The sequence below is a fragment of the Pseudomonas sp. BS3767 genome (assembly GCF_900099665.1).
Classification (GTDB): domain Bacteria; phylum Pseudomonadota; class Gammaproteobacteria; order Pseudomonadales; family Pseudomonadaceae; genus Aquipseudomonas; species Aquipseudomonas cerasi.
This window is the reverse complement of record NZ_FNCX01000003.1, coordinates 553,290-578,969: the sequence shown is the minus strand read 5'-3', so window position 1 is coordinate 578,969 and position 25,680 is coordinate 553,290. Positions and strand designations below refer to the sequence as shown.

Here is a 25,680-nt window from a genome sequence, read left to right as displayed (position 1 = left end):
ATCGCCGCACCGAAAAGGCCCGGAGATGGCATGGGCCTCATCCATCAGCCAGTGTTGCGCAGACCGGCAGCAATCCCCGCTACAGACACCAGCAGCGCCAGTTCCAGAGGACTGTCCAGACTGGCTTCACGATTACGCGAGCGCGACAGCAGCTCTGCCTGAAGCAAATGCAACGGGTCAAGGTAGGTGTTGCGCAGACTGATGAATTCCAGTGTTTCAGGACTGTGGGCCAGCAGTTGCTTCTGCCCGGTCAACCCCAGAACCACATTGCACGCCTGCGACAATAGGTCGCGTAAATGTGCGCCCAAATGTTGCAGCTCGGCGCTGACCAGACGTTCGTCGTAGAGTCGGGCGATGTCCGCATCGGCTTTGGCGAGGACCATTTCCAGCATGTCGATACGGGTTCTGAAGAACGGCCACTGCTCACGCATCTGTGCCAGCACCTCGCCTTCGCCGCGCTCCAGGGCTTTGCTCAGTGCCGCTTCCCAACCCAGCCAGGCGGGCAGCATCAGACGCGTCTGCGTCCAGGCGAAGATCCACGGAATGGCACGAAGACTCTCTACACCGCCCTCGCGGCGCTTGGCCGGACGACTGCCAAGTGGCAAACGCCCCAGTTCCTGCTCGGGTGTCGCCTGGCGGAAATACTCGACGAATTCAGGGTTCTCACGCACCACCGCGCGATAGGCGCTGACTCCGTCGCCGGCCATCTGGTCCATCATCGTCCGCCACGCCGGTTGTGGAGGTGGTGGCGGCAACAAGGTCGCTTCCAACACAGCGGCCAGATAAAGATTGAGGTTCTGTTCGGCGATGTCCGGCAGGCCGAATTTGAAACGAATCATTTCCCCTTGCTCGGTGGTCCGGAAACGCCCGGCCACAGAACCCGGCGGTTGCGACAGGATCGCCGCGTGCGCGGGACCGCCGCCACGACCGACTGTACCGCCACGGCCGTGGAACAGCAGCAATTCGACCTGCTGCTCGCGACAGATCTCCACCAGCCTTTCCTGAGCGCGGTACTGCGCCCAGGCCGCCGCCGTCGTGCCGGCATCCTTGGCCGAGTCGGAATAGCCGATCATCACCTCTTGCGGGCCGTGCAGACGCGAGCGATAGCCCGGCAGCCCGAGCAGCGTCTCGATCACTGGCCCGGCGTTATCCAGATCGGCCAGTGTCTCGAACAGCGGCACCACACGCATGGGCCGCTGCAGCCCCGACTCCTTGAGCAGCAGCTGCACGGCCAGCACATCCGAGGCCGAGCCGGCCATCGAGATCACATAAGACCCCAGGGACGCCGCTGGAGCGGCTGCCACCTCCCGGCAGGTTGCCAGCACCTCTGCGGTGTCGGCTGCCGGCTTGAAGTAGCTCGGCAGCAGCGGCCTGCGGTTATTCAATTCACGCAATAGAAAGTCGATGCGGGCCTGCTCATCCCACTCTTCGTAACGACCCAGCCCCAGGTAATCAGTGATTTCGGTCATCGCTGCGCAGTGACGGCTGGAATCCTGGCGAACATCCAGACGCACCAGAAACAGACCGAATGTGACTGCGCGACGCAGGCAATCCAGAAGCGGCCCGTCGGCGATCACACCCATGCCGCATTCGTGCAGCGACTGGAAGCACAGCAGCAAAGGGTCCAGCAGTTCACGGTTGTCCCGCAGCACCGCTTCCGGCGCAGGCAAGGTTTCGCTCAATGAGGCATTGGCCCAGTTGCGCGTCGCACGCAAACGCTCGCGCAGGCGTTTGAGCTCCGCCCGATAGGGCTCGGCGCTGTCACCCACGCTGGCACGCAAAGCGTCACTGGCTTGCTGCATCGACAGTTCTGCGGCGAGATTGTCCACGTCACGCAGATACAGGTCAGCCGCCATCCAGCGCGCCAGCAACAGCACTTCGCGGGTGACCGCAGCCGTGACATTCGGGTTGCCGTCACGGTCGCCGCCCATCCAGGAGGCAAAACGGATCGGCGCGGCTTCCAGCGGCAAATGCATGCCGGTGGCCGCATGCAGCGCATGGTCAGCCTTACGCAGGTAGTTTGGAATGGCGTGCCAGAGCGAGTGTTCAATGACCGCGAACCCCCATTTAGCTTCATCGACCGGCGTAGGTCGGATGCGCCGAATCTCTTCGGTGTGCCAGGCCTCGGCGATCAGCCGCTGCAGGCGCGAAGTAATCTGTGTGCGCTCGGTGCTGTTGAGATCGCGATGATCGAGTGCTGCCAACTGCGCAGCGATGGCGTCGTATTTCTGAATCAGCGTACGGCGTGCGACCTCGGTGGGGTGCGCAGTCAGCACCAGCTCGATTTCCAGTTTGCTCAGCTGACGTGCCAGGGCAGCAGGTGAATGGCCTTCGGCCTTCAGGCGATCAAGCAGCTCGGGCAGTACTCGCGACTCGAACGGCAGCGGCTGTTTATCGTCGCGGCGGTGCATGAGCTGATATTGCTCGGCAATATTGGCCAGGTTGAGAAACTGGTTGAACGCACGTGCAACCGGCAGAAGCTCGTCATCACCCAGCCCGTCGACGCTGGAACTGAGTTGCTCGGCCCCTTCTGCGGAACCGCGCCTGCCCGCTTTGGCACCTTTGCGAATACGCTCGATCTTGTCGAGAAATTCAGCGCCTCGCTGCTCACGAATCGTATTCCCCAACAGCTCACCCAACAGGTGAACGTCTTCGCGCAGACGCGCATCGATATCGGCCATCGTTCCTCTCCCGTTTTTTATCTGGGCTCAGTTGCGTACCCGCTCGGCAGCACGGGCATACGTGAATTCAAATCCGCTGTGCCAACAGTGCACCAAAAGCCTGCAATTGGACAAATGCTTCAGCAAAAACCTGAACGCCATCAGGGTTATTGATCGTGGCTTCACGCCTCTTCATATGATGGACAACATATTGGCAATCGTCTGAAGGCCTCTGAAAAATCCTGACCGCTCAGTAGATATTTATCTGAACTATTCAAAAACCGCGCAGGTCGGAACGATTAACCATTACAGGAAAGCCCGAAAGGCAGTAGGCGGTTGTACAACCTGATGCCCGGACTTGATGCAACGACTGTCATGGATAACCACGTTGGAGTCAGACATTGGAGTTGATCAACATGAACACCCTAACTGCCAAAACCAAGTTCAAAGGCCTGCGCGGTCTCAAGCTGGCTGCGCTGGCACTCGGTAGCACCTTTATCCTGGCCGGTTGTGCCGGTAACCCGCCCTCCGAGCAGTACGCGGTTTCGCAATCGGCCGTCAACAGCGCTGTCAGCGCTGGCGGTACCGAGTTCGCGGCGGTAGAAATGAAGTCGGCTCAGGACAAGCTCAAAGCTGCTGATCTGGCCATGCAGGATCACAAATACGATGAAGCACGCCGTCTGGCTGAACAAGCCGAGTGGGACGCTCGCGTAGCAGAACGTAAATCTCAGGCCGCCAAAGCTGCCAAGGCCGTGCAGGACGCTCGTCAAGGCGTCAACGAACTCCGTGAAGAAGGCCTGCGCCAGGTGCAGTGATTGCCCTGCGCCCCCTTCTGTTTTCATGAATTCGTAACTGATTAAAGGACGACCCTATTATGCGTAAACAATTGATGATCCCTGCTCTGCTGGCCATGAGCGTTGCCTTGGCAGCCTGTGCAACCAAGCCGAACCCTAACCTGGAACAGGCTCGCAGCAACTTCACCGCGCTGCAGACCAACCCTCAGGCCACTCAAGTCGCAGCCCTGGAAACCAAGGACGCCAGCGAATGGCTGACCAAGGCAGAACAGGCCTTCCGTAACGATGAAGACGTACAGAAAGTCGATCAACTGTCGTACTTGACCAACCAGCGTATCGAGCTGGCCAAGCAGACCATCGCTCTGCGTACCTCTGAAGCAGCTCTGCAAAACGCTTCTGCCGACCGCGCCAAGGCCCGTCTGGAAGCGCGTGACGCGCAGATCGCTGCACTGAAAAACAGCCTGAACGCCAAGCAGACCGAACGCGGTACGCTGGTGACTTTCGGTGACGTACTGTTCGACTACAACAAGGCCGAACTGAAGCCAACCGCCCAGGGCGACATTGGCAAGCTGGCTGGCTTCCTGCAGGAAAACCCGGACCGTAAAGTGATTGTCGAAGGCTATACCGACAGCACCGGTTCGGCTTCCTACAACCAGTCGCTGTCCGAGCGTCGCGCCAACTCGGTGCGCATGGCTCTGGTACGCATGGGTGTAGACCCAGCGCGCGTTGTGACCATGGGTTATGGCAAGGAATACCCGGTTGCTGACAACTCCAGCAACTCGGGCCGCGCCATGAACCGTCGTGTGGAAGTCACCATCTCCAACGACAACCAGCCTGTTGCACCACGCTCTTCGATGAAATAAGCGACTGAGCTGCTGCACCGAAGCCCCGCCTGCGCATACAGGCGGGGCTTTTTCATGGGCGAGGGTTTTTACCGCTGTCTTTATTGCCGAGGCGTTTGCTGACCCAGGCAGCGTACTGCCTGCCTGCGATCATCGATCAATACGCCCGACAGACCTTTTCGTGATGTATCGAACAACACCAGTACGCCATCAACGCACTGCGCCACCTCGGCGGCGGGCGTGGCAGCGACTTTGTAATCCTCGCCGGGTACGGTTTTTAGCAGTGTGAATTCACCGAGCAGCAGCGCATCTTCTGGCTTTGCGAAGTGCAGGTAACCGTAAAACCACAGGCAGCCCACCGTGCCGATGACTGCACCGACAGCGCTGAGGATCATGCCATTGAGGTTACGGTCGCCACTCATGGCGCTGGAGGTGTGGCGGGGGTCGGGTAGTTGGGCACTTCCGCAAGGCGGCGCAGGCCGTTGAAATGCGTCGGATCGTCCAGATAGCGCAGCATCACCTGACGCCAGAGAGGGTCTGCGAATGTCTGTACGTGCTCGCCCCGGGTCAATTGCAATACGCGCGGTGGCGGCGCGGCCTTGTACAGCTCGATGCCGTTGGCGAGTGGCACCAGTGTGTCGTCCATGCTGTGAAAGATCAGCATCGGTGTGCCGGCCAATCGTGGCAGGCCGTTGACGGCACTGTCTGCCTCCGGGATCAGCCAGGACAAGGGCGTTTTCAATGGCCAGGTCAGCCACGATTTACTCAGCGAGTTTCGCGCGACGCTGCGGTAGCTGGCCGGCACGCTGTCCAGCACCAATGCCTTGAGCCGCGAGCGCTCCTGCGGGTGTTCGGACAGGTAATGCACTGCCAGTGCTCCACCAATACTTTGTCCCAGAACCACAAGGGGTTTGCCTTGCACTTGCGGTGCAGTGTTCAACCAGTCGAAAGCGGCTTGAACATCCTTATAGACCGCAGGCAGGCTCGGCTCGCCCTGCGACTCGCCATAGCCGCGGTAATCCAGCATCAGCACCTGATAACCCTGCTCGGGCAACCACCAGACGCCACCAAGGTGCCAGGACAGGTTGCCACCGTTGCCATGCAGATGCAGCACCGTACCCTTCACCGGCACGCCTTCCCTGGCGGGCAGCCACCAGCCATGCAGGCGTGTACCGTCGGCCGCAGTGAGGTTCACGTCCTGATACTGCAGGCGCGCCTTGTCGGGCGTGAACGGAACACCTGGTTCGGGGTAGAACAACATCGAACTGCAACCGGTGAGCGCAAGGATCAGGGTGAAGATGCCGAGCAGTTTCAAATGAGGTTTCCTTGTTGTTTTCATCGCCACATCACTGCCGTGCTGGCGCAGAGCAATGGCACGATAGTTACAAGATTATCGTTCCTCACGCTCCAGCGTGGGAATGCCGTTCTGGACGCTCTGCGTCCGATCCTGACTGTGCAGCGCGGCGCAGATTTGTGACGCCGAGCGTCACCCACTGCGTGCCAACGCGGAGCATTGGCACGATAGTCAGTTCGGCCTACAAAATATTCGAGTAGTCCGCTTCGATGCGGTCCAGGCTCAGGTGGTTGAGGAAGTTGGAGAAGCACATCCAGGCCGACAGGGCGTTCATGTCCCGGAACTGCTCGGGCAGGTACTTGGGTGCAACCACCAGCCCTTCGTCCACCAGTTGGCGCAGGGTACGCATGTCTTCCAGCGTGGTCTTGCCGCAGAACAGCAGCGGCACCTGTTCAAGCTTGCCCTTGCGCACGGCGAGCTGAATGTAGTTGTAGACCATGATGAAGCCTTTCAGATAGGACAGGTCCTTGGTGAACGGCAAGCCGTTGGGCACCGAGCCGCGGAAGACGCGACTGGCATTGCCGTAGCTCTCCGACATGCCAAAACCCTGCTCGCGATAGAACTCGAACACCTGCAGAAAATCAGCGCCCTGCTCGGCCATGTGAATGGCGCGCGTGCGGTTGGTCAGCTTGCGCAGGCGGCTGGGATAGGATGCAAAGGCGATGACTTCCATGAGAATCGCCAGGCCTTCCTGCGTCACCGTCGACGACGGCGGCCCCTTTGACAGGAACGTACAGATCGGCTGGTTTTGCCCGTTCAGCGTGGTACCCACGTGCACCAGCCCTTCGTGCACTTCCAGCGCACGGACGTCGCGCTCGTTGAACATGGCGTCGGTGCGGATCTTGATGTAGTCGGCACCGGCAGCCGCATCAGCGACGATCCCGTCGGATTCGAAAACCCGGATGGTCTCCTCGGCCTCACCGAACACGCGGTTCAAACGCGATTGCAGCAGCGAAACGGCGTCCTTGGCGGTGAGCGTTTTCGGCTCGTCCTTCAGGTCGCCGCGCCCGGCAATGTTGTTCAGGTAATCCGAAAGCATCAAGCCAAGATCGGCCAGCGTCGGGTCACCCGCATGAAAGGCGTCGGATGCCGCGCCGTACAGTTCCTGAGAAATCAGGCCGAAGTCGGACGTACCGCGGGCCTCGAGCATACGCACCACCATGCGGTACTCACGGCACATACGGCGCATGATCTGACCGACCGGATTGAACTGCCCCAGTTGGCGCGTGACGTCGCGCTCGATGTTCTGAAACTCCTGCTTCAAGGCGGAAGAGTCGAAACCCAGCGGACGGTTTTCATAGTAGGCGCGGTCCACGGCAGGAAGCGCCTTGCCCTTGGCGGCCAGAAACTCCTTGCGGACGTTCTCATCCCATTTAACTGCATCCAGAATGCGAATCGGCGTCTGTGCAACGACGATCCGATCCGATAAAGCACGAATAGTCTGTTGATACTCGTCCACCGGTACTCCTTGGCTGGCTGTCACGCTACTGCATGGCGGCGCCGAACAACACGCCACCTCTGGAAAATATCGAAACCGGCAGGATCGTCAAGCCATCTGAACAGCCGATCCCAGGCACTCGCGCAGCAGTATAGTCACCCTCGAAGCGGCTGCGGGGTCCCCAGGACCAGACGCATCTGCCGCGTCAGGATACAGAGCATTTCTTCGTCCGCCTGACGCTGTGGCCCATGCAGCAGACCTTGATACTCAATGCGACGAATAAGCCCCGTCAACACCTGAGCATCCTGATAGGGCTGCAGGGAACCGATCACCTGAAAGAACTGACAACTGCCTTGCAGAAGAATTTCCTGATGGGCCATGACCAGCGGCGTCAGGCGCGGGTTGATCAATGCTTCGTGGTAGAACGCCTGCTCGGCGATCAGATAGTCACGCCGGGTCAGCAATTGATGGCGAATATGCTCCGTCACCATACGCGCAATGTCGTCCGCCAGACGAAACCGGTCAGTCGGGCTCCCGGAACTGCGGCTCATCATCTCGCGCAGAATGCCTTCAGTGTTTTGCCACAGCCGCGCCAGATAGTCGGCACTGCGCTGTACATACTGGGCGAAGGCATCGGTCAGCAGATCATCGATGTCCTTGAAGTAATAGGTGGTTGCCGACAGCGGTACGCTGGCTTCGGCGGCCACTGCACGATGGCGTACGGCGCGTACGCCGTCACGCACCACGATACGCATGGCGGCATCGAGAATGACCTGCCTGCGTTGCTCACTGCCCTCACGCGCAGCCTTGCGCCCCTGATACTTGACACTTTTGGCCACCGCGCTCGCTACTCCGGCGGCCCCTTCTCTGGCAATCGTCACGACAGCTTCCTTATAAGTCGCTCTGAAATGAGTCGATCTGAAAAAACACTTAAAAAAAAGCCGCCCAATGAAGGCGGCTGTTTTTCCACTGATTACGCTTGCGGGCGCATGTGCGGGAAGAGGATCACATCACGGATCGATGGCGAGTCGGTGAGCAGCATCACCAACCGGTCGATACCGATCCCCTCGCCTGCCGTCGGCGGCATGCCGTACTCCAGCGCGCGGACGAAGTCGGCGTCGTAGTGCATGGCTTCGTCGTCACCGGCATCCTTGTCGGCCACCTGAGCCTGGAAGCGTTCGGCCTGATCTTCGGCGTCGTTGAGCTCGGAGTAGGCATTGGCGATTTCGCGACCGCCGATGAACAACTCGAAACGGTCGGTAACATTCGGGTTTTCGTCATTGCGGCGCGCCAGCGGCGACACTTCGAACGGGTACTGGGTAATGAAGTGAGGCTGTTCCAGCTTGTGCTCGACCAGCTCTTCGAAAATCATCACCTGCAATTTACCCAGACCTTCGAAGCCCAGCACCTTGGCACCGGCCTTTTTCGCGATGGCGCGGGCCTTGTCGATGTCCTGCAGGTCGGCAGCGGTCAGCTCGGGGTTGTACTTGAGGATCGAGTCGAACACCGACAGGCGCACGAACGGTTCGCCGAAGTGGAACACCTTGTCGCCGTAAGGCACGTCGGTGGTACCCAGAACCAGTTGCGCCAGTTCGCGGAACAGTTCCTCGGTGAGGTCCATGTTGTCTTCGTAATCGGCGTAGGCCTGGTAGAACTCGAGCATGGTGAACTCGGGGTTGTGCCGGGTCGAAACACCTTCGTTACGGAAGTTGCGATTGATCTCGAAGACCTTCTCGAAACCACCGACCACCAATCGCTTGAGGTACAGCTCCGGGGCGATACGCAGGAACATTTCCATGTCCAGCGCATTGTGATGGGTTTCGAACGGCTTGGCCGCCGCGCCACCGGGAATGGTCTGCAGCATCGGCGTTTCGACTTCGAGGAAGTCGCGCTTCATCAGGAAGCTGCGGATGTGAGCGATAACCTGCGAGCGCACGCGGAAGGTCTCGCGCACGTCTTCGTTGACGATCAGGTCGACGTAACGCTGACGGTAGCGCTGTTCGGTATCGGTCAGGCCATGGTGCTTGTCGGGCAGCGGACGCAAAGATTTGGTCAGCAGACGAACGCTGGTCATCTCGACGTACAGGTCGCCCTTGCCGGAGCGTGCCAGAGTACCTTCGGCAGCGATAATGTCGCCCAGGTCCCAGGTTTTCACCTCGGCCAGGGTTTCTTCAGGCAGGGTCTTGCGGTTGACATAGACCTGGATGCGCCCGGTCATGTCCTGGATCACCATGAACGAGCCACGGTTGAGCATGATGCGACCGGCAACCTTGACCGGAATCGCTGCCTCTGCCAGTTCTTCCTTGGTCTTGTCGACGTACTGTTTCTGCAGGTCATTGCAGTAGCTGTCGCGGCGGAAGTCGTTGGGGAAGGCCTGACCCTTGGCACGGCCTGCTGCAAGCTTTTCCTTGCGCAAGGCGATCAGGGTGTTTTCTTCCTGTTGCAGGGCTTGCGGGTCGAGTTGTTGGTCGCTCATGTCTTTAAAGATTCCATCACAGGTTCGCCCTCGACTTGCGACGAGGGACTTGAGGTGTCGGCTGACGGTTTACAGCCCTTGCTTGAGGCTCGCGATCAGGTATTCGTCGATATCGCCATCAAGCACCTTGTCGCAGTCGCTGCGTTCGATGTTGGTCCGCAGGTCCTTGATACGCGAGGCGTCCAGTACGTAGGAGCGAATCTGATGACCCCAGCCGATATCGGACTTGGTGTCTTCGAGTGCCTGGGACGCTGCATTGCGCTTCTGCACTTCCTGCTCATACAAACGGGCCCGCAGCATTTTCATGGCGGTGTCCTTGTTCGCATGCTGGGAACGCTCGTTCTGGCAGCTGACCACGGTATTGGTCGGAACGTGGGTGATCCGCACCGCCGAGTCAGTGGTGTTTACGTGCTGACCACCGGCCCCGGAAGAACGGTAGGTGTCGATGCGCAGATCCGCCGGATTGATGTCGATTTCGATGTTGTCATCGATTTCCGGCGAAACGAATACGGCCGAGAACGAGGTGTGGCGACGGTTGCCGGAGTCGAACGGGCTCTTGCGCACCAGACGGTGAACGCCGATCTCGGTACGCAACCAGCCGAAGGCGTATTCGCCCTTGATATGCACGGTAGCGCCCTTGATACCGGCGACCTCACCGGCAGACAGTTCCATGATGGTAGCGTCGAAACCGCGCTTGTCAGCCCAGCGCAGGTACATGCGCAGCAGGATGTTCGCCCAGTCCTGCGCTTCGGTGCCACCGGAGCCGGCCTGGATGTCCAGATAAGCGTTGTTGGGGTCCATGTCGCCGCTGAACATGCGGCGGAACTCGAGCTTTTCCAGCGATTCGCGCAGGCGCTCGACTTCGGCGGCGACGTCATCGACGGCAGCCTGGTCTTCTTCTTCGGCAGACATCAGCAACAGGTCTTTGGCATCGGCCAGACCCGAGGACATTTCGTCCAGGGTTTCTACGATCTGCGCCAGCAGGGAGCGCTCGCGCCCCAGTTCCTGGGCGTAGGCCGGGTTGTTCCAGACGTTTGGATCTTCGAGCTCGCGGTTGACTTCGGTCAGACGATCATGTTTGTGATCGTAGTCAAAGATACCCCCGAATGGTTTCGGAGCGCTCGGACAAATCCTTGATGCTGTTTAGGATCGGGTTGATTTCCATGGTAGGCAGCACTCGCAGGCGAAATTTTCAAAGCCGACGAGTATACCCCAGGCAAGGCCACGAAAGCAGCCCGTCGAGCGGGCGTTGTGAGGCCTATTTACCGGTCGCTGCCGGCGTCAGCCCGCCGCGACCTGATTGCGCCCGTTATTCTTGGCCTGATAAAGCCCCTTGTCGGCATCCAGAATCAGCTGACGGCTGTGCATTCCGAGCTGCGGCGTCACGGTTGCCACGCCGATACTCACCGTCAGGCTGGAGCCAGGCGCTGGCGCCATATGCGGGATATTCATGCCGGAGACACTCTGGCGCAGCTTTTCAGCCAGCAGACGCGCCCCTCCCGGCGAGGTGTTGGGCAGGACCATGGCGAACTCCTCGCCGCCGTAGCGAGCCGGCAAGTCCGACGGGCGACTGCAACTGTTGCGGATTGCCTTGGCGACCTGACGCAGGGCCTCGTCACCCTCAAGATGCCCGAAGTTGTCGTTGTAGGGTTTGAAGTAGTCCACATCGATCATCAGCAACGACAACTGGGTCTGCTCGCGAACTGCACGGCGCCACTCCAGTTCCAGATACTCGTCGAAATGGCGGCGGTTCGACAGCCCCGTGAGGCCATCGGAATTCATCAGGCGCTGCAGAACCAGATTGGTATCGAGCAGTTGTTGCTGGCTGACGCGCAGGGCCCGATAGGCCTCGTCGCGCTGCAACAGGGTCATGTACGAGCGCGAGTGATAGCGAATGCGCGCCACCAGCTCGATGTTGTCCGGCAGCTTGACCAGATAGTCGTTGGCCCCGGCCGTGAACGCCGCGCTCTTGATCAGCGGGTCTTCCTTGGTGGACAGCACGATGATCGGGATATCGCGGGTCAGCGGGTTGCTGCGGTACTCGCGAACCAGCGTCAGCCCGTCCAGGCCCGGCATCACCAGGTCCTGCAGAATCACCGTCGGCTTGATCTGCACGGCCTGTGCAATCGCCTGATGCGGGTCGGCACAAAAATGAAAGTCGATGGACTCATGGCCGGCCAGGCCGCGTCGTACGGCTTCACCAATCATGGCCTGATCATCCACCAAAAGCACCATTGCGCTGTTTTCATCCGGCGTCTTGAGCTCATCCGTTTGCAGGTCATTCATGATCTTTCTCCTGATCGCCGACTGCCACTGAGTTCAGCAGAGCAGTCATTGAGTAAATACCTCGATCAAGCGAGGTGCTATGGCGGGCAATGGGCAGATTTCCACGGCAGCATCAATGGCTGCGGCAGCCTTGGGCATGCCATAAACAGCAGAACTGGCCTGATCCTGAGCGATGGTCAGAAACCCCCGCTCACGCATGGCCTTGAGTCCCTGTGCACCGTCGCGCCCCATCCCGGTCAGCAGAACGCCGACCGCCTCGCCACTCCAATATCGGGTAACGCTCTCGAAAAACACATCAATCGAGGGCCTGTAAACTTCATTCACCGGCTCCGCTGTGTACGCCAGCGTGCCGTCCTTGAGCAAACGGATATGATGATTGGTGCCTGCCAGCAACACCACACCCGGCTGTGGCGTTTCGCCTTCCCTTGCCAGACGTACCGGCAGGCCGGAGGCCGAGCTCAACCACTCGGCCATACCGGCGGCGAAGACCTGGTCGACGTGCTGTACAAGGACAATCGCTGCCGGGAAACTCACCGGAAGCGCCTTGAGCAGAATCTCCAGCGCTGCAGGCCCGCCTGCCGAGGAACCGATCGCCACGAGCCGGTCACGTTTCGACGGCGCGGAAACCGGCGCAACCGCGACCCGTTCAACGCCGACACGCTGGCCGATCAGCCAGTCGATATTGAGGATCTTGCGCAGCAGGGGCGCCGCCGCCTCTTTTGGATTGGGGCCACCAATGGCCGGCGTGTCCACCACATCCAGCGCGCCGTGCCCCATCGCTTCGAACACGCGGCGCATGTTCTGCTCGCGGTCGACGGTCACGATAACGATAGCGCAGGGTGTTTCGGCCATGATCCGGCGGGTGGCTTCGACGCCATCCATCACCGGCATGATCAGATCCATCAGGATCAGGTCAGGGGTCTGCTCGACGCAACGCTGCACGGCGTCGGCACCATTGGACGCCACCCAGATGATCTGATGCGCGGGCTCGAAAGCCAGTGCACGGCGCAGGGCTTCGATGGCCATGGGCATATCGTTGACGATGGCAATCTTCATCCTTGCGCGTCTCCTATCAATTCGACGACAGCGTCGAGCAAGGCATCATCGTGGAAACTGGCCTTGGCCAGGTAATAATCGGCGCCAGCGTCCAGGCCGCGACGCCGGTCCTCTTCACGGTCCTTGTAGGACACGACCATGACCGGCAGGGACTGCAAGCGGGTATCGCGGCGCAACAGGGTCACCAGCTCGATACCGTCCATACGCGGCATGTCGATGTCGGTAATCAGCAGGTCGAAGTCCTCGGCGCGCAGCGCGTTCCAGCCGTCCATTCCGTCCACGGCCACCGACACCTGGTAGCCGCGACTGAGCAGCAGCTTGCGCTCCAGCTCGCGCACGGTCAAAGAATCATCGACGACCAGCACGCGTTTGCGTGACACTTGGTCTGCCTGACGAGTGCGTCGGTCGATGCGCTCCAGGCGGCCGGTATTCAGAAGTTTTTCCACCGAGCGCAACATGTCTTCGACATCGATGATCAGCACCACCGAACCGTCGTCGAGCAAGGCCCCCGCCGACACGTCCTGAACCTTGCCCAGGCGCGCATCGAGCGGCATCACCACCAGCGTGCGCTCACCGATGAAGCGTTCAACGGCCACGCCATAAACAGCATCACGCTCACGAATCACCACAACCTTGAGGGTTTCTCCGGCCTTCTGCGCAGCCGGTCGATTCAACAGCTGACTGGCCGAAACCAGACCGACATGACGCTCTTCATCCCAGAAATGCTGACGCCCTTCCAGTTGCAGAATGTCGTCAGGCTGCAGGTCGCGCATGCGCTCGATATGAGCCAGCGGGAAGGCATACGCTTCACCGCCCACTTCCACGACCAGGCTGCGTACCACTGAAAGCGTCAGCGGCATTTCTATCCTGAAGCGACTGCCCTCACCCGCCCATTGCTGCAGCTCAACGCTGCCGTGCATCTGGCGAACCATATGCTGCACGGCATCGAGGCCGACACCACGGCCGGAGATCTGCGTGACCTTGTCGCGCATGCTGAAGCCCGGCAGGAACAGAAAACTCAGCAGTTCCTCCTCGCTCAGCTGCGCAGCGGTCTCGGCCGGCGAAAGCTTGCGGTCGATGATGTTCTGGCGCAGACGTTCAAGGTCCACGCCGCCACCGTCATCGCTCAACTCAACGACCAGCAAGCCAGCCTGATGCGACGCCTGCAGACGAATCAGACCTTCAGGGTCCTTGCCGGACGCCACGCGCTTTTCGGGCGACTCGATGCCGTGGTCCACGGCGTTGCGCAGCAGGTGAGTCAAGGGTGCATCGAGCTTTTCCAGCACATCGCGATCGACCTGGGTCTTCTCGCCTTCGATCTGCAAGCGGACCTGTTTACCCAGCTCACGCCCCAGATCCCGGACCATGCGCGCCTGACCATTCAGTACGTCGGCGAAAGGTCGCATGCGGCACGCGAGTGCCGTGTCGTATAACAGTTGCGCACGTTGTGCCGACTGCCAGCCGAATTCATCCAGCTCGGCAGTCTGCCGGGCCAACACCTGCTGCGCCTGGGACAGGAGGTTGCGCGCGTCCTCCAGGGCTTTTTGCACATCGGCCGAAGGACCTTCTTCACCAAAGCTGGCCCCCAATACCTCCAGCGCACGGTCGCTGCTGCTTTGCAGGCGCTTGAGACGCTGCATACCGGCCAGCAAAGGCTTGAGGCGCTGAGTCTCGACCAGCGATTTGCTGGACATGTCCAGCAGCCCGTTGAGGCGCTCGGCGGTGACTCGTAACACGCGTTCGCCGCCCTCGGCCACACGCCGTTCACGCAAGGGCGTGAACGGTGCCTCTGGTTCCGAAGCCGGCATGGCGGCTGGACTGGCAGGCGCAGGCGACTCGGCGGCCAACGGCGCTGCGACAGACTCAGGCGCTGGCGCAACCGACCCGCTTGATGTCTCAAGCTGCAGCATCGCGCTGGCCAGCAAGGCCTCCGAGGCTGGATCCGGCAGTGGTGTACTGACCGTACGCGCCGTGCCAGCGCCGGAAGCCAGCAACGTATTGAGCCTTTCGACATAACTGTCGATATCAGGCTGACCAATACCGTCGCTGCCGGGCGTGGCGATACGCATCAACAGGTCGGTCCCCGACAGCAGCGCGTCGATATGCTCGGCCTGAAGCAGCAGGCGCCCTTCCTGAGCGCTGACCAGACAGTCTTCCATCACATGCGCGACACTCACGCCGAAATCGACGCCGACAATCCGCGCTGCGCCCTTGAGCGAGTGAGCAGCACGCATGCAGGCTTCCAGCTGATCCGCCTGGGTCGGGTTACGTTCGAGTGCCAGCAGGCCCGCACTCAATACCTGGGTCTGCGCGTCGGCTTCCAGCGTGAACAGTTCGAACAGCGAGGCGTCACGCATTTGATCTGGCGTCATGTGAGGCTCCGATACACCGCCGACAACAACTCTTCTTCGTCCAGCCAGCGCAGGCTGCGGCCCTTCCATTGCAGCACGCCACGGGTGAAACGGGCATTGGCATGCGTGCCGGATGCCGAAGCAGCTTCCAGCTCACGCTCGTCGATGGCGTGAATACCGTCCACCTCGTCGACCGGCACCACCACCGGGCCGCCTTCGACGCTGACGATCAACATGCGCGGTACCACCCGCGTCGACGGGGTACTCACCGCGGTGCTGTCCAGCCCGAGCAGCTCGACCAGCGAGATGCACGCTACCAGAGCGCCCCGTACATTGGCGACACCCAGCAATGCACGCGAACGCTGGTGTGGCAGTGAATGGATGGTCTGACTGGGGGCGACTTCCGAGAAGCAGCGCGACGCCAGCCCCAGCCATTCTTCACCAAGCCGGAATACCAGAATCGAGCGCGTCTCGATATCGCGCAGCAACACCGAACCCTGAAACTGTTCTGGCGACTCCTGGACCAGCGAGTAGCGGTCCAGCAGACGGGTGGCGGCAGCCGAATAAACCGCGCAATTGCGGCAGTGGATATGCTCTGCAAGCAACGGGCAGGAGCGATCGCCATGAATACCGATGCGGTTCCAGCAATCATCGATATCCAGGGCCTGATCATGGGTCAGACTGGAAAAACCGGACACGCCCGCCATCATTGGTTTCCTTGTTTATTCGTGCCACGTGCTGCGCGGTCCTGCAAGCGCCGGGCGCCGGCAGTGTCACCCTGGGCAGCCAGCAATGCTGCCAGTTGGGCCAGCGATTCGGAGTGCTGCGGTTGCAGATACAGCGCCTTGCGATAGAAGCCCTGCGCCTGTGGCACCTGGCCTTCCACTTCGCTGAGCAGACCCAGCCAGTAAAACACCTGCGCGACCGGCTCATGCTGCTGCAGGTAACGCTCGCACGCAGCCCGAGCCTCAGCACTTTTACCTTCGTTGGCCAGCCCCGCGATCCTGTCGAGCAAGGCCGAAACATCGCTGTTGCCTGCCGCAGCGACGGGTTTCGCGACGGGCGCAAAAGCTGCGGATGTTCGCGGCGCAGGTCGTGGCGCGACCGCTCTGGCAGGTGCCTCGACGACCGGACGCGATGCCATCGGTGCAGCGACAGGCACCGGCACCACCGCATCGACGGGCGCGTGCCGGAAGGCGAAGGACTGGGCGATACCCGTCGAGCGCATGCCGATACCCGCCAGCAGATTGCCCTCCGCCGGACCGATAAACAGCAGGCCGTCTTCACGGGTCAGTTGTTTGAGGACCTTGAATACATGTTGCTGGGTCTGCCGATCAAAATAGATCACCAGATTGCGGCAGAAGACGATGTCATAGGCCACTTGTGAAGCGAGTTTCGGGTCGAGCAGGTTACCCGGCTGAAAACTCACAGAGTCGCGAACACTGTCAGCGATTTCAAAGCCGTCAGCGACAGGACTGAAATAGCGCTCGCGATAACTGATGTCGCTGCCACGGAACGAGTTTTTGCCGTAGACACCGTGCTCGGCCTTGGCAATCGAAACAGGGCTGATATCGATGGCATCGACCTTGAATTGCCGGGCGTCGACCCCGGCGTCGAATAACGCCATGGCGATGGAATACGGCTCCTCACCGGTCGAGCACGGCAGGCTGAGAATGCGCAAGGGGCGTGCACCGGCAAGACCGGCGATACGCTCGCGGGCCAGCATACCCAGGGTGACAAACGATTCGGGATAACGAAAGAACCAGGTCTCGGGAACGATCACCGCTTCGATGAGCGCCTGCTGCTCCTGCGGCGACGAGACCAGAAGATGCCAGTACGCATCACTGTCAGGGCAATTGACAGCCGTCGCACGCTGACGCAAGGCGCGCTCGATGATCGCTTCGCCGACGGACGTCACATCCAGTCCGATACGCTCCTTGAGAAAGCTGAAGAAGCGCGAATCATCCACCTTCATCGCGCGTCCTCGAGCAGCTCAAGGTCAATCGGCGGCACCGGGTACAACAACTCGCGGACCGGCTCGCTCAACAGTTCGTGAACATGAATCCACTGCAGCAGGCCCTGCTCGTCCTCGCGGACCGGCCCCAGGTAAGGTGACAGGCGATTGTCCAGCCCGTACGCCTTGAACTGCGCAACCGGGCAGCGCAGCGTTTCGGTCGCCTGCTCCAGAATCAGCCCGAGCAACTGAGCCGGGTGCGCGTCGTCGTAGCGATAATGCACCAGCACCATGCGCGTACTGGTACGCGAGCGCGCTGGCTGACCGGAATTCAGCGCGCTGATGTCGATCACCGGGACAATCTCGCCGCGATGAGCAAAGATTCCCGCCACCCAGTGCGGTGCCTGGGCAATCGCCTTGAGTTTTACCCGCGGCAGGATTTCGGCGATCTCGGTCGCGTCCAGCGCATAGCGGTCTTCGCCGATGCAAAACAGCAGAAAAAGCTTGCTGGCGGTCAGTGGCGTGCCATTGCGCCTCGGCGATTGATCGCTCATTGATCCTTCAGACCTTGAAACGCGAAACGCCGCTGCGCAGCCCGACCGCGACCTGACTCAACTCGTCGATCGCGAAACTGGCTTGACGCAGTGATTCGACGGTCTGGCTGCTGGCATCCGCCAGTTGTACCAGCGCCTGATTGATCTGTTCGGCGCCGGTGGCCTGGGCCTGCATGCCTTCGTTGACCATCAGCACACGAGGTGCCAGCGCCTGAACCTGATGGATGATCTGCGACAGCTGCTCGCCGACCTGGGTGACCTCGAACATGCCACGACGCACCTCTTCGGAAAACTTGTCCATGCCCATCACACCCGCAGACACCGCAGACTGGATTTCCCGCACCATCTGCTCGATGTCATAAGTGGCGACGGCAGTCTGGTCGGCCAGGCGACGGACCTCGGTGGCAACCACTGCAAACCCGCGACCGTATTCACCGGCCTTCTCGGCCTCGATGGCGGCATTGAGCGACAGCAGGTTGGTCTGGTCGGCGACCTTGACGATGGTGACGACGACCTGATTGATGTTGCCGGCCTTCTCGTTGAGGATCGCCAGCTTGGCGTTGACCAGATTGGCAGCGCCCATCACCTGATGCATGGTGTCTTCCATGCGTGCCAGGCCCTGCTGGCCGGAACCGGCGAGAACCGACGCCTGATCCGCCGCCGAAGTGACTTCGGTCATGGTGCGCACCAGGTCCCGCGAGGTGGCGGCGATTTCCCGCGACGTGGCGCCAATCTCGGTGGTGGTTGCAGCGGTCTCGGTGGCGGTAGCCTGCTGCTGGCGTGACGTTGCAGCGATCTCGGTGACCGAGGTAGTGACCTGTACCGAGGAGCGCTGCGCCTGGGCAACCAGCGCGGTGAGCTCGGTGACCATGTCGTTGAAGCCAGTCTCGACCGCATTGAACTCGTCCTTGCGCGACAGGTTCAATCGAGTGCTCAGGTCGCCGGTACGCATGACGTCCAGGATCCGAACGATCAATTGCATCGGTGCCGTGATCGAACGCATCAACAGCAGACCGCAGGCCGCAGCCGCCATCACGGCGACCAGCAGCGACAGGATCATGCTGATCTTGGCAGCCAGCACGGCATTGACAATGTTGGCGGTGGCCTGATCAGCCAGCTGTTTATTGGCGACAATGAGATCATTGAGCTGCTTGCGTCCCGTGAGCCAGACCGGGTTCACTTCGCCATAGAATTCGGCGCGCGCGCCTGCGTAGTCGCCGCTATCGTACTTGGCGTGAACATCGGCGAGCATGCGCGAATAGGCTTCGCGGCGCTTTTCGAAGAGCGCGAAGCTGTCTCTGTCTGCATCATCGAAGATGGACTTCTTGTAGCCGTCCATCTGTGCCTGCAGGTTTTCGTCAAAGCCCTGAAACTGGTCCCTTTCCTGCTTGGTCAGCGGCCTCGCCTGCCCTTCGGCAATCAGCTCCAGCGTGCGGATGTAACTCTCGCCCCAGGCACTGCGCACCAGGGTGCTGTAATACACGCCGGGCAACGCATCCAGACGCACATCTTCCTCGCTGGACTCGATGGACAACAACCGTGAATAAGATACAACGACCATCAACAGCATGATTGCGATGATGACGGCGAAACTCGCCAGAATCCGTTGGCGCAAGGTCCAGTTCTTCACAGTCAGCCCTCAAGAGTTCAACGACGGCGTCGGGCCGTGTTCAAGAAGTGGACCGACGGACGGTCCAAACGGCGTGAGTATAGCCCAGCCGTAAAACGTTACATGGGTAATACAGAACGAAGTCACGGCCGCTATCGATCACCGCTCCTTCACCCATCCAATGTCTTGTCGGCCATCGCCACCACTACTTGAGCGATGGTCTTCAGAAACAGCGAAAGCACATAGATAGTTAGCACTTGTACGGCAAGTCACGACTGTAAGCTTTGTCGTTGTTCATTCACGACAAGGCACTTAAATGCTGGATCTATCTCTGTCGGGCAATGCTTCTGCACTCCCGCATCTGCAACTGATAAAAGACAAAGCCCCGGAGTGGCTGCTTCAGGCTGAGCCGGCAACCCATGCGGCCTTGCGCAAGGCCTCGCGGCGCCCCGTGCAATGGCTGAAAGGCGCACGCAAGTCCAGCCCTGATCAGGTCGCCGAACTGCAGCGCCTGTATGCCGAGCACCGAAAGCACGAGCACCAGGTTCGCCCGACGCTGGATCGCCTGTCGACGCTGGAGGACTTCGCAAGGCCCTTGCTGACAGCCGCCATCAAGGACCGCTTCGGGCTGGAGGTGGACGTCACCGACACCTGGCTGTTCCACGCCAGTCGGGCGCGGGTCGATCAATCGTTCAATACGGCATCCAGAGACCCTCTAACGCAGGCAAACATTGCACTGAGGGCCGCGACCCAGAGCCTGCTCAAGGCTGCGCTACAGAATTTCGAAGCCTGGGAAACCGCACCGGGCGCAATGGACGCCAGCACCGGTATCAAGGCCCAGGTGTTTTCTTCCTTTGAAATCCTCGGCCCACAGATCACCGGCAAGTCCCTGCCTATTTCCCCGGCCGGCTTTGCGGCGCTGTGCCGTGAGCTGGACCTGGGCGGCCAATATCAAGCGCATATCCAGACCGCCTTCAGCACGCCTTCGACCCCTGACGAAACGGAAGACGCTGCGGCATCGAGGCTGCGCCAGACCTTCATGCAGCTGGAAGCATCGTCGATCCGGCTGCAGTTGCAGATTGCATCCCTGCAACAACAGATCAGCTCGGATTTGCAAGGCGCATTACTGGAGCTTCTCGATGGCAAGCAACAAGTCCGCCTCGATAACCGGCCAGTCAACTGCAGCGTTGTGTGCCTGGGCGATATCGAACTGAGCGGTCTTCTGGTTATTGGCAAGGACCGGGATATTGCCACTCAGGCAGAGCGGATTGTGGTGTATATCCCGGATGATCCCGTTGCGCCGTTGAAGGAATACGACTCGGTCGAAGTCTTCATCAATGAATTACGCGACCGGATGTTCATCAACGACTACCTGAACTTCTTCATGCGCTTCATACCGGCGCGCCATCGAAGTGCCTTGTTTGAAAAGTTATCCGAGCGCCTATACCCCAAAGTCAAGAAAGGCGGCATTTTCGAGCGCCAGTGGCTGGAGCGTGAGGCGGACCGAAACGCCCGACTCCACCTGAGAGAAACCGTGCTGCAAGGTCCACTGCTGGACAACCTGCACGAGCGCAAACGCGAGGCCTTGCGCGACGACGCACTGTTTCATGGTGTGCCTACAGCAGAACAGGATCAGAAAACCTTCGATGAGCGCGTGCAGTACTTCATGGACACCGCCTTCAATGTCCTGAATATCGCAGGCTTCGTCGTTCCGGTATTGGGCGAAGTGATGATGGCCGTCACCGCCATTCAGCTGGTTCACGAAGTGTATGAGGGCGTGGAAAGCTGGGCCAAGGACGAGAAACAGCAGGCGTTCGCCTACCTGTTCGATGTAGTCGAGAACGTTGCCCTGATATCGGCTCTTGGCGCTGCGTCGACGGGCGCCGCAGGTATCCCGGCGGTACAGGCGCCCGAGTTCGTAAACAGCCTCAAGCCCGTGGATTTGCCGGGCGGCACGACCCGCCTGTGGAAGCCTGACCTGACGCCCTTTGCCCATGACATCGTACTGCCCAAGGGTCTGCAGCCCGACGCTACCGGGCTGTACACCTGGCAAGGCAAGCAGTGGTTGCCACTTGAAGGACGTACCTATTCAGTCAGCCCTGCCACGAGCGGCGACGGTTACCTGATCGAGCACCCGACCCGCGCGGACAGCTATCGGCCCGCCTTGCGGCACAACGGCGCAGGCGCATGGCTGCATGAGCTCGATCAGCCGCTGGAGATGGAAGGCCTGAACCTGTTTCGACGGTTGGGCTATTCCAGTGAAACGTTTTCGGACAGCACCGCCAGGCGCATCGTCAAAGTCAGCAACACGCCTGAATCCGTGATGCGCGAGGCACTGACCGATCAGCGTCGTCCTCCGGCATTGCTTGAGGACACGGCGCGCCGGTTCAGGCTGGACCAGGAGATCGAGCGTTTCATCGAACAGCTGGAAGCCAACGATACGAACGCCGCGGCGCCCCTTCAACTTGAACTGTTGAGCCAGGACCGTGGCTGGCCGAGCAATCGCGCCTTGGTACTGGTGGATGCCGAGGGCCGCACGCTGCAGACATTCGCTCCGGCCTATCAGCCGGTCGTGTCTGACACCCTCAACATCACTGTTCATGCCGACCAGCCGGATGCCCTGCGCCAGGTGCTGGAAAAGCTGAGCAACAACGAAATCCGCACCCTGCTCAACGAAGAGTTCGGTGCAGGCCAGCTTGGCATGTCACCGCGACTGATCACGCTACGGGCGCAATTGGCGGCACGCGCCCGTGCCACGCGGGGCTGGCTGTTCGAGTCTCATTACCGCGCATTGAATACCACCGAGGCGCAAGGTGCGCAAACCCTGCAGAAGGCATTTCCCGGTCTGCCGCCTTTGGTAACCGAGGAACTGGCCAGCCATGCCTCGCCTGCCGAAAGACTGCAACTCGTGACAGAACGACGTATACCGTTGACCATTGCCGAAGAGGCCAGCGCCTATTTACAACAGGTAAGGCTGGCGCGGGCCTATGAAGGGCTTTATCTGACCTCGGTCTACAGTGCCGACACTGACTGCCTTGCATTGCACAGCCTTGAAGCCCTGCCGCAATGGCCGCCCCAGGTCAGACTTGAGGTCCATGACCGGTATTTCGGTGGCCGCTTGATCGACAGCATCGGCCCCGAGGATGCCCCCGTACGCAAAGTACTGATCAAGGACGGCAATCGTTACCAGGCCCGTGACGCTGAGGACCAGCACCTGCACGGGCTGGACGATCTGTACTCGTCCGTGCTGCACGCCCTGCCCGATGCCCAACGCAAGCAATTGGGCTTTGCCCGGACCAGCGAGGGCCAGACGCTGGCAGCGCTGATTCAGGACAATCCCCTGCCCCGCCAGCACCTGGCACCATTGCTGAAAATGCAGGCGATCAAGCCAGGCTCGAAATCCCCCATGCGCCTGGCTGACGGTCGCCTTGGCTACCCTCTGAGCGGTAGCGGCAGAGTCGACTGGCACATGACCGACGAGAGTCTGCTGGACAAGATCCGCACACTTGAGCTGGAGGATGCGTTTCCCGAAGACATCCTCGACCGTCTGCGCCACGCCGGCTGGGACAACAGAACCATCGATACGCGACTCAACGACCTGCTGGGCGAGCAAATGCTGTTGCGCGCAAGTCTCGACGCCTGGACCTATGAATCCGTGGCAATGCCCCCCATGAGTCAGGCTCATATCGACAGTCGCACGCGCATCCACGAAGCGATCTGGAGCCACTGGCGCCTCAACAACCTCCCCGAGATAGGACGGACGCTTGAGCCGCTGCGCCTGCACCATGTCTCGCTGAGTGATTTTCCGCAACATCTGCCGGACTTCGTCTTCAACCGCGTTACCGCACTGCACCTGGAAAACATATCGGTCGAGTCCGGAGCGCGACTCGATGCAGCGGATATAACGCCAGCAGGCATGAACCTGCCCCGACAGTCGACCAACAGCGTCGAACTTGGCGCCTTCCTGCAGCGCTTCCCGCATACCCGCGCACTGAACCTGATCAGTGAGCCCGCCTCCCGTCTGGCCCCCGAGCCCTCGATCTTTCTCAACCTGCCTCAGCAAGTGTCCCGTGTGCTGCCCCAACTGACCGAACTGGGGCTGATCAACCAGGGCATTTTTCTGGACCAGGCGCAAATGGACCCCTTGCGCAGCATGCCTGGCCTGAGGATGCTGAACCTCAGTGGCAATCGCCTGATCAGCGTGCTGCCCATGGACCTGAGCTGGCTGCACCTCGACCGGTTGGTGCTGGAGCGGGTCAGCATGCACCGCTGGCCGTCCTGGCTGACCGACATAATCCCGAACAACATTCGCGAACTGTCGGTGGCGCACAATAACCTGACGGAACTGCCCGGGTGGATCCTCGACAATCCTCCCAGCCCTGAGCATCGGACAGTGATTGACTTGCGCGGCAACATCCTGTCCCGACACACTGCGATGCATGCACGTATCAATGAAGCGGTAGCCGGCAGTTCCTTCAGTTTTGTCATGGACACTCCGGTTGCCGTGCAGGCCGCTGTAAACAGGCAATTGAACGAAGGTGCAGAATTATTTGCCGCCGTTGATCGGTGGACGCATGCCTCCAGCTCGATGGCCTTACCGAGCGAGCAGACCCTCGAATCACGCCGTCGGATCGGCGGGCTTCTGACCGATCACTGGCGAACCTTCAGCCTGGGGCAAATCCACAGTCCACTGCGCCTCGCAGACATTGCGTTGGCCGACTTTCCCCGACACCTGCCGGATTTCTTTTATCGCCAGGTACGCTATCTGCATCTGAGCAGAATCATTGGCACAGCCGCTGATCTGGATCAACTGTTGCGCCGCATGACGGATCTGATCTCGCTGGAAATAAGCGGGCATGTCGCCCCCCTGCTGCAACTGCCACCGGCGCTGCTCGAGCTTCGATCTCTTCGTACACTATCGCTGATGGATCAGGGGATGCTGGTAGAGCAACAGCACATCGATTTCTTCGGCCGGATCGCGACGCTTGAAAGGCTGGAGCTGGATGGCAACAGAATCGGTGCCATCAGCGACCTGGCCAGCCTCAGTGGCACAGCACTTAACTGGCTGTCACTGAACAACATCGGATTGGTCGAATGGCCAACCTGGGTGGAGAGCATGGTCCCAGCCCAGATCAGGACACTGTTGCTGGAAGGCAATCTGATCAGCGAACTGCCAGAACACATACTCGCCAATCCCGGCAGCGAGTTTTCGCACACGGAAATAAGCCTGCTGAGCAATCCGCTTTCCGAAGACACCATGCGCCGGGCACATCTGTCAGAACGTTATGGACGCTCTTTCACCTTCGACATGGATCTGCCGCCCGAGCTCAGCGCGATGGACTGGACGGAACACCATGACTCGGACGCATCGATCTCTGATTATCTGTCATCAGATGACAGTCGGGCATCGACTCCGGAGCCCGTCACCGTCGAGCCCTGGCTGGACGACAGCAACCCGTTGAGCGCCGGGCGGCGTGAGATGTGGGAGCAACTGGAGGCCAGCGAGCACACCCGCAACCTGCTCGACCTGATCGACTCGCTGCGTCGCAGCGCCGATTATCGCAACATCACCAGCCGCACAGCACTGCGCGAGCGCGTCTGGCGGGTACTGACCGCAGTGAGTCAGGAGCCTCAACTTGGAGAGACCCTCAACGCCATCGCCGAAGAACCGCTCAGGCTGTTTCGTGATAACGACACTTGCCCGGACGGCATTCTTCTGGAATTCAACCAGATGGAGGTGCTGGTGTTCGTCCGGCAGTCGTTGCAGGACGTCGTAGCGGAGCAGCGCGGCGCCCTGTTGTATCGGCTGACCGTCCGGCTGTATCGCCTCTCCGAGCTGGATGCCGCAGCCCGCGAACAGACCGGGGGCCGTGATGAAGCCGAGGTGCGTCTGGCGTATCGCACGCACTGGGCCAGCGCGCTGGACTTGCCAGTACCACCGGAAGGCATGCTTTTCCAGGCTCACGCAGCCATCAGACCCGGGGAGTTCGACACTGCAATGCTTCGCGTGCAAAACGGAGAACGCGGCGAGCCCTTCCTGCGCTTCGCTCAGCAGCAGGATTACTGGATCAGCTACCTGCGTGAAACCCACACTGGACGCTTCGAAGCACTCGAACGTACCTACAGGACTGAACTGAACCAGCTCACCGACGAGTTCGAACAACGCAATATCAGTCTCGAAGACCCGGAGTACGAAGAACGGATTGTAGAGTTCGAAGCCACATTCAAGGAGCAGCAGACAGCGCTGATCAGGGAACTGACCAACGCCGAAGGAATGGAACACCCCTGATCGGGGCAGTTGCCTGG

17 protein-coding genes are annotated in these 25,680 nt (G+C 60.3%); 3 read left to right on the top strand and 14 right to left on the bottom strand.

The annotated features are described in order from the left end of the window. Positions 1 to 44: 44 nt before the first annotated feature. On the bottom strand, positions 45 to 2,681 hold the full coding sequence (gene ppc, locus BLR16_RS11735; RefSeq protein ID WP_074805517.1) for a phosphoenolpyruvate carboxylase: 2,637 nt from the start codon (positions 2,679 to 2,681) through the stop codon (positions 45 to 47). A 380-nt stretch (positions 2,682 to 3,061) separates the two neighbouring features. On the opposite strand from ppc, the gene BLR16_RS11730 reads away from it, so the two are divergent. Both BLR16_RS11730 and BLR16_RS11725 read left to right on the top strand, forming a co-directional pair. Then, positions 3,062 to 3,475, top strand: a complete 414-nt coding sequence (locus BLR16_RS11730; RefSeq protein WP_003409265.1) for a DUF4398 domain-containing protein — start codon at positions 3,062 to 3,064, stop codon at positions 3,473 to 3,475. A gap of 59 nt (positions 3,476 to 3,534) precedes the next feature. Continuing rightward, the gene (locus BLR16_RS11725; protein ID WP_003364910.1) at positions 3,535 to 4,317 is read left to right on the top strand and encodes a lipotoxin F family OmpA-related lipoprotein LptF; all 783 of its coding nucleotides are present in this window, start codon (positions 3,535 to 3,537) and stop codon (positions 4,315 to 4,317) included. Between the two features lie 80 nt (positions 4,318 to 4,397). On the opposite strand, the gene BLR16_RS11720 is transcribed toward BLR16_RS11725, so the two are convergent. From BLR16_RS11720 to BLR16_RS11655, 13 genes are all read right to left on the bottom strand, one after another. Further along, positions 4,398 to 4,718, bottom strand: coding sequence for a PA3694 family proteiin (locus BLR16_RS11720; protein WP_003364912.1), 321 nt, complete (start codon positions 4,716 to 4,718; stop codon positions 4,398 to 4,400). Further along, complete coding sequence (locus BLR16_RS11715) at positions 4,715 to 5,611, bottom strand: alpha/beta hydrolase (RefSeq protein ID WP_058416019.1); 897 nt, start codon at positions 5,609 to 5,611, stop codon at positions 4,715 to 4,717. Before BLR16_RS11715 ends, BLR16_RS11720 begins: the two co-directional genes overlap by 4 nt. 220 nt (positions 5,612 to 5,831) lie before the next feature. Then, positions 5,832 to 7,109, bottom strand: coding sequence for a flavohemoglobin expression-modulating QEGLA motif protein (locus BLR16_RS11705; RefSeq protein ID WP_003433414.1), 1,278 nt, complete (start codon positions 7,107 to 7,109; stop codon positions 5,832 to 5,834). A 134-nt stretch (positions 7,110 to 7,243) separates the two neighbouring features. Then, positions 7,244 to 7,969 (bottom strand): TetR/AcrR family transcriptional regulator, encoded by a 726-nt coding sequence (locus BLR16_RS11700; protein ID WP_003364919.1) that lies wholly within the window; start codon positions 7,967 to 7,969, stop codon positions 7,244 to 7,246. Positions 7,970 to 8,061: 92 nt separating this feature from the next. After that, on the bottom strand, positions 8,062 to 9,564 hold the full coding sequence (gene lysS / locus BLR16_RS11695; protein ID WP_003364921.1) for a lysine--tRNA ligase: 1,503 nt from the start codon (positions 9,562 to 9,564) through the stop codon (positions 8,062 to 8,064). 69 nt (positions 9,565 to 9,633) lie between these two features. Beyond that, positions 9,634 to 10,729, bottom strand: a protein-coding gene (gene prfB / locus BLR16_RS11690) for a peptide chain release factor 2 (protein ID WP_096102164.1) whose coding sequence is annotated in 2 segments (ribosomal slippage) — positions 9,634 to 10,656 and positions 10,658 to 10,729 — 1,095 coding nt in all. Because the reading frame shifts where the segments join, the coding sequence is not laid out codon by codon here. Positions 10,730 to 10,845: 116 nt separating this feature from the next. Beyond that, positions 10,846 to 11,850, bottom strand: coding sequence for a response regulator (locus BLR16_RS11685; RefSeq protein ID WP_003364923.1), 1,005 nt, complete (start codon positions 11,848 to 11,850; stop codon positions 10,846 to 10,848). 45 nt (positions 11,851 to 11,895) lie between these two features. Then, positions 11,896 to 12,906: a chemotaxis response regulator protein-glutamate methylesterase gene (locus tag BLR16_RS11680; RefSeq protein ID WP_003433416.1), complete on the bottom strand. Its 1,011-nt coding sequence runs from the start codon at positions 12,904 to 12,906 to the stop codon at positions 11,896 to 11,898. Then, the gene (locus tag BLR16_RS11675; RefSeq protein WP_046719801.1) at positions 12,903 to 15,278 is read right to left on the bottom strand and encodes a hybrid sensor histidine kinase/response regulator; all 2,376 of its coding nucleotides are present in this window, start codon (positions 15,276 to 15,278) and stop codon (positions 12,903 to 12,905) included. The genes BLR16_RS11680 and BLR16_RS11675 overlap by 4 nt, the downstream gene beginning before the upstream one ends. Further along, positions 15,275 to 15,964 carry a chemotaxis protein CheW gene (locus tag BLR16_RS11670; RefSeq protein ID WP_003433418.1) on the bottom strand — a complete coding sequence of 230 codons (690 nt, stop codon included), beginning with the start codon at positions 15,962 to 15,964 and terminating at the stop codon, positions 15,275 to 15,277. Before BLR16_RS11670 ends, BLR16_RS11675 begins: the two co-directional genes overlap by 4 nt. Continuing rightward, complete coding sequence (locus BLR16_RS11665; protein ID WP_003364932.1) at positions 15,964 to 17,232, bottom strand: CheR family methyltransferase; 1,269 nt, start codon at positions 17,230 to 17,232, stop codon at positions 15,964 to 15,966. The genes BLR16_RS11670 and BLR16_RS11665 overlap by 1 nt, the downstream gene beginning before the upstream one ends. Continuing rightward, positions 17,229 to 17,765 carry a chemotaxis protein CheW gene (locus BLR16_RS11660; protein WP_003364934.1) on the bottom strand — a complete coding sequence of 179 codons (537 nt, stop codon included), beginning with the start codon at positions 17,763 to 17,765 and terminating at the stop codon, positions 17,229 to 17,231. The genes BLR16_RS11665 and BLR16_RS11660 overlap by 4 nt, the downstream gene beginning before the upstream one ends. Positions 17,766 to 17,772: 7 nt before the next feature. Further along, positions 17,773 to 19,395 carry a methyl-accepting chemotaxis protein gene (locus tag BLR16_RS11655; RefSeq protein WP_074805519.1) on the bottom strand — a complete coding sequence of 541 codons (1,623 nt, stop codon included), beginning with the start codon at positions 19,393 to 19,395 and terminating at the stop codon, positions 17,773 to 17,775. Positions 19,396 to 19,690: 295 nt separating this feature from the next. Here BLR16_RS11655 and BLR16_RS11650 point away from each other — a divergent pair, with 295 nt between their 5' ends. Then, the gene (locus tag BLR16_RS11650) at positions 19,691 to 25,663 is read left to right on the top strand and encodes an NEL domain-containing protein (protein WP_092194283.1); all 5,973 of its coding nucleotides are present in this window, start codon (positions 19,691 to 19,693) and stop codon (positions 25,661 to 25,663) included. The last annotated feature ends 17 nt before the right edge of the window (positions 25,664 to 25,680 follow it).